Source organism: Streptomyces sp. ICN903, assembly GCF_022015835.1.
GTDB classification, from domain to species: Bacteria; Actinomycetota; Actinomycetes; order Streptomycetales; family Streptomycetaceae; genus Streptomyces; species Streptomyces fenghuangensis.
Genome location: NZ_JAKMAY010000316.1, coordinates 1 through 6,048 on the forward strand (window position 1 = coordinate 1; position 6,048 = coordinate 6,048).

Sequence of the window (6,048 nt, forward strand, 5' to 3'; positions counted from 1 at the left end):
GTCGCCCGCCCACCCCTCGGGCGACGGCGGGCGCCGACTGGGGCGCCGGTGGGTGACGGGAGTCACGTCGCAGGTCACAGCCGCCTTCCGGGAAGATGAGCGGATGCGCGTGCTCTTCGTCGGCGACTCCATGACCATCGGCAGCGCCGGTGAGCACACCTGGCGCCACCGCATGTGGCGGCATCTGGAGCGCACCCGCGGGCCGCACGGCGCCGCGTACGAGATCGTCGGCCCCCGTGACGCGCTGTACGACAAGGACGCCGACGCCCCGGTCTCCCACGACTACGCCGATCCCGCCTTCCCCGCCGCCGCACGCCGCCATCTCGCCGGCTGGGGCGAGGGCTGGCTGCACATGGCCCCGTTGATAGGCGGTGCGGTGCGCGAGCACCGCGCCGACACCCTGCTGGTCTTCCTGGGCCTGATCGACCTCGGCTTCTACACCGGCTCCGACGCCACCGCCGCCAACGTCCGCCGCTTCGTCGCCGAGGCCCGCTTCGCCGAGCCGCGGGTGCGGATGGTGCTGCTGCCGGTGATCCCCAACATACGGGCACGGCACGACGCCTTCTTCGCCGCCGAGTGCGAGCGCTTCAACGGACTGCTGGCGCAGGCCGCGGCCGAGTTGTCCACCCCCGCCTCGCCGCTGCTGACGGCCGTACCGCCGCGCGGCTGGGACCTGGCCCGCGACACCTACGACGGCACCCACCCCACCGCCCGCGGCGAGCACCTCATCGCCGCCGCCTTCGCCGACGCGATGCACCGGGCGTGGGGCGTGGGCGGCCCGTACGCCGCGGGCGCTGCGGGGGCCCGGCCGGGCGTACCCGGCGCCCGGCGCGCGGCCGGGCCGGTCACCGTGGAGCGGTGAATTCCGCTCCCTTCCGCCCCGGAATCCCCCGGCAGCGGTGAAGAATTCCCCGGAGGTTCCCGGAGGGCCGCCGCAACGGGCGGCGAAACACGGGAAACCGTGGATCCGGAATGATGACGGACATGCGCCGCAGCTCCGGAATGCCTGAATTCACCGCGGCCGAAAAGGTACCGGATCCGGACACTCCCAGCGGGCCCGGGCCCACGGCAGCGGTGTACAGCGCGCCGGACACGCTCCCGGCCGGCCGTGCGCACCTGTGCGGGTGGCCGGAAAAAGACGGTGTTTGACTTGATAAGGAGTGCTCCCTCCCACGGCTGTGCTGAAACCATCTCGGCGCCACCGACACTTCGGCGGAGAATCCCCACCGGGATTCCGGCGGCACCGTCCTGTCAACACGCAACAGGGGGTATCCAGATGACCGATTCCGCTCCAATCCCCTTTTCCGAGCCGTCCGCGCTGCCGCTGACCACACCCGCGGTGTGCGATCCGCGGCAGCCCCGCGAGAAGGCGTGGGAGGCGGACGCGGTCGAGCGGTTCCGCAAGCGCATGCTCGACGAGAGCACCCTCTTCCCGTGCGTCTTCGGTGTGGACGCGCTGCGCAGGGCCACCCTGCGCTTCTCCTTCCTGGAACGGGGGGACGGCCTCGCCCGGCGGCTCGCGGCGGCACTCGGCGACTTCGTCGCCCTCGCGCCCGAACTGGGCCGCAGGACCTCCCTGGTGGCGTTCTTCGAGACCACCGACGAGGACCGCGCCCGCGACGTGGAGGGCTTCCGCACCCTGGTGTGGGAGTTGCTCCAGGCAGTGCACGACCTGGACACCGCGCCCTGGCCGGCGGACATCCCGCCGGACACCGAGGACCCCGAGTGGGAGTTCGGCTTCGCCGGAATGCCGATGTTCGTCGTCGCGAACACCCCGGCCCACCGCAGACGCAACAGCCGGTACTTCGAGGACCTCGCGATCACCTTCCAGCCCCGCTTCGTCTTCGACGACATCTCCGAGGACTCCAGGCAGGGCCGCAACGCCCGTACCATCATCCGCGGCCGCCTGGCCGCCTACGACGACGTCCCCGCCAGTCCGCTCCTGGGCAGTTACGGCAAGCCGGGCAACCTGGAGTGGGCCCAGTACTTCCTGGACGACGACAACACCCCCCACGACCGTGGGACGCGCTGCCCCCTGCGCGTCAGGCACGGAGCACAGCACGCCGACGGCTCGGCCCACGACACCGCCCGCAACACCGCCGACAACGCCCGGGAGACCGCCGTATGAACCCCCGATTCGACAGCCGCACGGCCCCCGCCGTCCCGGCCGACCTCACCGAACTCCTTCCGCACCAGGGCAGCTTCGAGCTGCAGAACGACCAGCCGGGCAAGGTCCACAACTGGCACCACCACAGCCTGGACGAGGAGTTGTTCATACTGCGGGGCAGTGCCCTGCTCTTCTGGGACGCGGCGGGCGCCTACCAGGAGCGCGACTGCCCGGCGGGCACCTGGATCACGCTGCCCGCCGGCACCGTGCACGGCTCGCTGGCCGGCCCGCAGGGCGCGGTCTACATGATCCGCCCGCGTGACGGCCGTACGGCCGAGACCACCTTCCTGGCCGACGGCGAGCACCCGCACCCCACCCCGGTCGCACGGGAATCCGCGGCGTGACCGGTCCGCACGGCACGAAGTCCGCGGGCGGGGCGGCCGGCGCCGAGGGCGCGGCCGCCCAGCCCCCCACACGGATGGCGGGCCATCTGCGCCTGCCCGGGGCCGTGGCGCTGGCCATCACCATCGTGGTGGGCAGCGGCGCCCTCGTCTCACCCGGCATCGCCTACCACCAGACCGGCCAGGCCGCCCTCTACGCCTGGCTCGTGGCCGCCGCCGTCACCGTCCCGCTGCTGATCGTCTTCGCCCGGCTGGGCGCCGACCTGCCCGGCGCCGGGGGCGTCGCCGGCTTCGTCCAGGCCGGGTTCGGCCGCTCCTGGGCGGCCGGCGTGGAGGTCATGCTCCTGGGCACCTTCGGCCTCGGCATCCCGGCCATCGCCCTGACCGGCGGCTTCTACCTCCAGCAGATCCCCGGTCTGCACGCAGTCCCGGCCTGGGCGGCGGCGATCGGGCTGCTGGCACTGGCCGGCCTGTCGGTGGCGATCGGCGGATCGGTGTCGTCGCGCATCCAGATCGTCCTGGCGCTGCTCATGACGGCCGGACTGCTCGCGGCGGCGGTGCTCGGCCTGTCCGGCGGCGATCCCGTGGAGCACCTGCCGCCGGCCCGGCCGGAGGAGCTCGCGCTGGGCGTGGCGGCGCTGGGAGCGGTGTTCTTCGCCTTCACCGGCTGGGAGATGCTCTCCTTCACCACCGAGGAGTACGCCGACCCGCGCAGGGACTTCCCCCGGGTGGTGGTCATCAGCTTCCTCGTCGTCACGACCCTTTACGTCCTGCTGGCCTGGGCGGTCCAGACGCGGCTGGCGGAGGACGACCCGAAGGCCGCCTCCTCGCCGATCCACGCCGTGGTGTCGGCCGCCGCTCCGGGCCTTGCCTGGGTGGTGTCGGTGCTGGGCGTGGTGATCATCGCCGCCAATCTGGTGGGCGCGGTGTGGGCGGCCTCCCGGCTGGTGATGTCCAGCGCCCGCGAGGGGCTGCTGCCGCGCCCCCTGGCCAGGCTGAGCCGGTCGGCCGGCACGCCCCCGCGCAACGCGGTGGCGGTGTGCGTCGCGGTCTTCAGCCTGATGGCGCTGGCGACGGCGTCCGACCTGCTGTCGCTGTCGGACCTGCTGACCGTCGCGGGGCAGAACTTCTTCCTGCTCTACCTGTTCTCCGCGGTCGTCTACGCGCGGCTCAAGGCCGGCGCTCCCAGGGCGTTCGGAATCGCCATCGCCGTACTGCTGGGGCTGCTGGCACTGACCTTCGGCCCCCTCCAGCTCGGGTACGCGCTGGCGCTGCTGGTGCTCGGCCGCGTCCTGTCGCGGCGGAGCGGGAAGCGGCGGGAGGCCGCGCCGGGGAGCTGACGGCCGTGCCGTCCGGACCCCGCACCGCCCCGGGCGTGCCGCCGTGCCCCGGACGGCACGGCGGTGCGCCCGGGGCGGAGCGGGGTCCGTGCCCGGTGCGGGCACGGACCCCGCCGGCACCGGCCCGTCCGTACCGCTGAGGCGGGCGGCACCGTCCCGGAGCCGCCCGCCCGTCAGCGGCCCGACGTCACCGCCACCGGACTCGTCGCCGCCGACGCGCCCTGACGGCCCGGCCCCGCCGCGCGGGGGCCGGGCCGTCAGGGCGGCGGTCTCCACGGGTCCGGCCCTTCGCCGCGCCACGCTTGCCTTGAGCCCACTCCAGCACGTTGGCTGGTGTCCATGAAGTACACGCAGCTCGGACGCACCGGTCTCAAGGTCAGCCGCCTGGTCCTCGGCACGATGAACTTCGGTCCGCAGACCGAGGAGGCCGACAGCCACGCCATCATGGACGCCGCTCTCGACGCGGGCGTCAACTTCTTCGACACGGCCAATGTCTACGGGTGGGGCGAGAACAAGGGCCGCACCGAGGAGATCATCGGCAACTGGTTCGCCAAGGGCGGCGACCGCCGCGACAAGGTGGTCCTCGCCACCAAGGTCTACGGCAACATGGCGGCCACGGACGGCGACGTCTGGCCCAACCACGACAAGCTGTCCGCGGTGAACATCCGCCGCGCCGTCGACGCCAGCCTGAAGCGGCTGCGCACCGACCACATCGACCTGTACCAGTTCCACCACGTCGACCGGAACACGCCGTGGGAGGAGATCTGGCAGGCGATGGACGTCCTGGTCCAGCAGGGCAAGATCCTGTACGTCGGGTCGTCCAACTTCGCGGGCTGGCACATCGCACGGGCCAACGAGACCGCCGCCCGCACCGGCCGCCTCGGCCTGGTCAGCGAGCAGTGCAAGTACAGCCTCGTCGAGCGCCGCGCCGAGATGGAGGTCATCCCGGCGGCGCGCGGCTACGGCCTCGGCGTCATCCCGTGGTCCCCGCTGGGCGGAGGGCTGCTGGGCGGCGTGCTCCGCAAGGAGCGGGAGAACCCCGAGCGCCGCTCCTCGCAGGCGCTGGCGAACAACCCCGGACTGCGCGACCAGGTCCAGGCGTACGAGGACCTGCTGGACAAGCACGGTCTGGAGCCCGGCGAGGTGGCCCTGGCCTGGCATCTGGCCCAGCCCGGCATCACCGGCCCGATCATCGGCCCGCGCACGCGCGAGCAGCTGGACTCGGCGCTGCGCGCGGTGGAGCTGGAGCTGAGCGAGGAGCTGCTGGCCTCGCTGGACGAGATCTTCCCCGGCCCCGGTCCGTCCCCGGAGGCGTTCGCCTGGTGACGCGCGGCCGCGCCGCGGCCGTCCGCCCCGCCGCCCGGCGGGGCGGACGGCCGTCTCAGCCGATGAGGGCCGCCAGCATCACCACGGCGAGCATGAGCACCAGGGCCCCGCTGACGATGCGGGTACGGGTCTTCGGGTCCACGCCCCAACGGTAGCCCGCCCGTCCGGCGGCCCGTCGGGGGGCTGCCGAGGGGGTTGTCGGCGGGCCCCGGCGGCTCGTCAGCGGCCCAGCGGCCAGGCCGACAGCGTCTCGTAGCGGGGGTGCTCCCCGGGGATCCCGGAGCGGGGCAGCCGGCTGCGTACGAGGGCCAGCTCCTCCGCCCGCCAGGGGCTTCCCGTGAAGCCCTCCAGGGCGGCCGCCAGGGGCCGCAGGTCCGGTCGCGGTCCTCGGCGGCCGGCGCGTGCCAGGGTCAGATGCGGCTTGTAGGGGCGGTCGTCGGTGGGCACCCCGGCCCGGTTGACGCCCGCGGTGACGGAGCCGGCCAGCCGCCGCAGCGGTTCGCGGCCGGCGTCCACCCCGGCCCACAGGACCCGGTCGCCGAACCGGCCGCCCCCGGCCAGCCGCACCTCGAAGGGGTGGTGGCGGTGGGCGGCGCGCTCCAGACGCTCGCACAGCGCGGGCAGGAGGTCGTCGTCCACCTCACCCAGGAAGGCGAGTGTGAAGTGCCAGCCCTCGGGGAGGGCCCAGCGCAGCCGGTCCGCGCCGGGCAGCCCCCTGAGCCGCTCCACCTCCTCGCCGAGTTCCGCGACGGCGGAGGGCGGCGGCAGCACGGCGGTGAAAAGCCTCATGGGGAGAGTCTCACGTGAGCGGGCCGCTCACGCGAGCACGTCCCTGCGGTGGTCCCGCTCCTCGCCCGGCGCGGAGGCGGGGGCG

6 protein-coding genes are annotated in these 6,048 nt (G+C 73.9%); 5 read left to right on the forward strand and 1 reads right to left on the reverse strand.

Going from position 1 to position 6,048, the window contains the following annotated elements; translation table 11 throughout:
* Window positions 1-103 precede the first annotated feature (103 nt).
* The 5 genes from L7D48_RS24300 (at window position 104) to L7D48_RS24320 (ending at window position 5,174) form a co-directional block, all read left to right on the forward strand.
* A complete protein-coding gene (locus tag L7D48_RS24300) occupies window positions 104-862 on the forward strand; it encodes a GDSL-type esterase/lipase family protein (RefSeq protein ID WP_237882503.1) in 759 nt (252 codons plus the stop codon).
* Window positions 863-1,276: 414 nt separating this feature from the next.
* Window positions 1,277-2,128: a YqcI/YcgG family protein gene (locus L7D48_RS24305; RefSeq protein WP_237882494.1), complete on the forward strand. Its 852-nt coding sequence runs from the start codon at window positions 1,277-1,279 to the stop codon at window positions 2,126-2,128.
* Window positions 2,125-2,511 (forward strand): cupin domain-containing protein, encoded by a 387-nt coding sequence (locus L7D48_RS24310; protein WP_237882495.1) that lies wholly within the window; start codon window positions 2,125-2,127, stop codon window positions 2,509-2,511. The genes L7D48_RS24305 and L7D48_RS24310 overlap by 4 nt, the downstream gene beginning before the upstream one ends.
* Window positions 2,508-3,848 (forward strand): APC family permease, encoded by a 1,341-nt coding sequence (locus tag L7D48_RS24315; RefSeq protein WP_237882497.1) that lies wholly within the window; start codon window positions 2,508-2,510, stop codon window positions 3,846-3,848. Before L7D48_RS24310 ends, L7D48_RS24315 begins: the two co-directional genes overlap by 4 nt.
* A 339-nt stretch (window positions 3,849-4,187) precedes the next feature.
* Window positions 4,188-5,174 (forward strand): aldo/keto reductase, encoded by a 987-nt coding sequence (locus L7D48_RS24320; protein WP_237882499.1) that lies wholly within the window; start codon window positions 4,188-4,190, stop codon window positions 5,172-5,174.
* Between the two features lie 219 nt (window positions 5,175-5,393).
* Here L7D48_RS24320 and thpR read toward each other — a convergent pair whose 3' ends face one another.
* A complete protein-coding gene (thpR, locus tag L7D48_RS24325; RefSeq protein WP_237882501.1) occupies window positions 5,394-5,963 on the reverse strand; it encodes an RNA 2',3'-cyclic phosphodiesterase in 570 nt (189 codons plus the stop codon).
* Window positions 5,964-6,048: the final 85 nt, after the last annotated feature.

Bases quoted from the DNA above. Each gene is read 5' to 3' on its own strand.
- L7D48_RS24300 (WP_237882503.1), top strand. From the start codon at position 104: ATGCGCGTGCTCTTCGTCGGCGACTCCATGACCATCGGCAGCGCCGGT.
- L7D48_RS24305 (WP_237882494.1), top strand. From the start codon at position 1,277: ATGACCGATTCCGCTCCAATCCCCTTTTCCGAGCCGTCCGCGCTGCCG.
- L7D48_RS24310 (WP_237882495.1), top strand. From the start codon at position 2,125: ATGAACCCCCGATTCGACAGCCGCACGGCCCCCGCCGTCCCGGCCGAC.
- L7D48_RS24320 (WP_237882499.1), top strand. From the start codon at position 4,188: ATGAAGTACACGCAGCTCGGACGCACCGGTCTCAAGGTCAGCCGCCTG.
- thpR (WP_237882501.1), bottom strand. From the start codon at position 5,963: ATGAGGCTTTTCACCGCCGTGCTGCCGCCGCCCTCCGCCGTCGCGGAA.